A 2,071-nucleotide genomic window follows, 5' to 3' on the forward strand; every position below is an offset into this window, starting at 1 on the left:
GGCCGGCAGCTCCGATCTGGGTGTGATCTGGGTGTGATCCGGTCGGAGCCGTGCCGCCATCGGGGCGGGGCGCTACCAGAGCGAGGCGTAGGTGGCCGCGCCAGCGGGATGCTCTGTCGGGTTCACCAGGGAGGAGTGCACGTTCCCGGGCTCCGAGTCGTTGAAGTACGTCTCGTAGGCGAGGATGTCGCGGTTCGCGGCGAACGTCTGGTACATGTTGCGGATGTACACCGGGTTGTCGCCGCCGGCCCGGCCGGCGCGGCCCGCCCCGGTGTCACTCTTTCCGACGAGTCCCCATTCCGGGACCGAGAACTGCTTGCCGTGCTGGCGGGCGAACGCGATTGTCGAGCAGAGCCCGGTTTCGGCGTGGCACTGACTGGCGAAGGCAGCGTCGTCCGTGCTCGCCGGCCATTGGTCGTAGCTGTCGATGCCGATGATGTCGACGTACTGGTCACCGGGGTAGACGGCCCAGGCCCCGCTGCTGTGCGCATTCAGCGTCCAGTCGATGCGGGCCTGCGGATCCGTCGAGCGGATCGCGCTGACGACCTGGCGGAAGCAGTTCACCCAGGTGGTGGGGTTGGTCTTGGAGACCGACCACGGGAACCAGTCGCCGTTGAACTCCCAGGCGAGCCGGATGATGCTCGCCGGGCGGCCCTTCGCCACCAGCCACCGGCCGAAGTCCGCCCAGTGGCCGTTGTAGGCGCCGCTCGCGCAGGAGTTCATGTCCCCACCGCCCGTCGGGTAGAAGGGCTGCGAGATGATCCAGGTGCCGGCGAAGGTCGAGAACTTCTCCGGGCCCGAGCCGAGCCACGGGTTCGTCATGGTCTGCCAGCTCGACCGGTCGGTGAAGGTGAGCACGACGTTGACCGGCGAGCCGCGGAAGCTCTCCCAGGCCCGCACCTGCGTCATCGTCCCCGCGGCAACGCCGCTCATGCCGCCGGGCACCGAACCGCCCCCGCCACCGACGGGGATGACGGGCACCTGTACCGCCGGCTTCGTGACCCGGGCCGCGGCGCCGGGGGTCGTCGGTTTGGCGGCGGTCCGCGGGGCCGTACCGGCCGGGGTGCCCGCGGGCACCGGGGCGGGTGACGGCGAGGGGGAGCCGACGGTCGCGCTGGAGTCTCCGCCGGGTAGCCCGCCGGTCGTGCCTGCTGAGACGCTGGGTTGTACCCGGGGGTCATCGCCGTGTCGGGGCTTCCCGTGCTGGATGGCGGTGGCCTCGACTGTCGCCGAGCCTTCGCCCCCGGTGTCGCGTTCGGGGACGAGGGTCCACCCGACTGCGGCGGCGACCAGAGCCATCACGCCCAGCGACGCGATCCAGGCAGGGTGATGCGGACGGCGACGCCCGCGCCGGGAACCGGATCGGACTCTCGGCGGGCTGGGATCGCCCTCCGCCCGGTGCTTCACCGCGGGTATCCCTCCGTGCGTGGCAGTGTCGTCAGGACCCCCGGGTCCCGGCTTCGGCATCGAAGCGGATGACCTCCATGTCGCACAGCAGCCTGAGACGAACCGGACCAGCCTCCGGTCGCCCCCTCGACGCCGGCTGCCATGTCTAGATAGTTCGGATGAGACACTACACCGACGTGCTAGACCGACTTGTCGGAACTCGGGGGTTTCGGGCGGTGAGGCTCTCGGGTGGCGTGGAGCCCGGCTGGTCGGCACGCCGGTTGGTCGACATGCTGGCTGTGCCACAATGTGCGCGCGCGGAGCCCGGGACGTGCATGGTGGTCCACCCACCTCGCGTCACGGATCCCGCGCACGGGTCGGGGATCACGCGTCGGTGGAGTGTCGGCGGTGCCTGGTCGAGCGCCCCGAGGGTCATGCAGCCAGGCGCGGTGGCGGGGCCGTTCATCGGCTCGCCTGCCACGACGACAACAGGAGAGCACCCAATGTCCCAGCCACCCGAGTACCCTCCCGCCGGCGGTCACGGCCAAGGGGGTTATGACCAGGGCGGCTACGGCCAGGGTGGTTATGGCGGCCAGGGCGGCTATGACCAGGGCGGCTACGGCGCTCCACCGCCCGGCTATGGACCCCCGCCCGGTGGGTACGGCGCGCCGCAGGGCTACGGCGC

General features: G+C 71.0%; 2 protein-coding genes. One reads left to right on the forward strand and one right to left on the reverse strand.

Annotation, left to right across the window (positions count from 1 at the left end):
• Positions 1-72: 72 nt before the first annotated feature.
• Positions 73-1,407: a glycoside hydrolase family 26 protein gene (locus ACY5KJ_RS19590; protein WP_462189293.1), complete on the reverse strand. Its 1,335-nt coding sequence runs from the start codon at positions 1,405-1,407 to the stop codon at positions 73-75.
• 482 nt (positions 1,408-1,889) lie between these two features.
• On the opposite strand from ACY5KJ_RS19590, the gene ACY5KJ_RS19595 reads away from it, so the two are divergent.
• A partial coding sequence (locus tag ACY5KJ_RS19595) for a hypothetical protein (RefSeq protein WP_462204054.1) occupies positions 1,890-2,071 on the forward strand: 182 nt, incomplete at its 3' end.

Source organism: Frankia sp. CcWB3, from assembly GCF_977927595.1.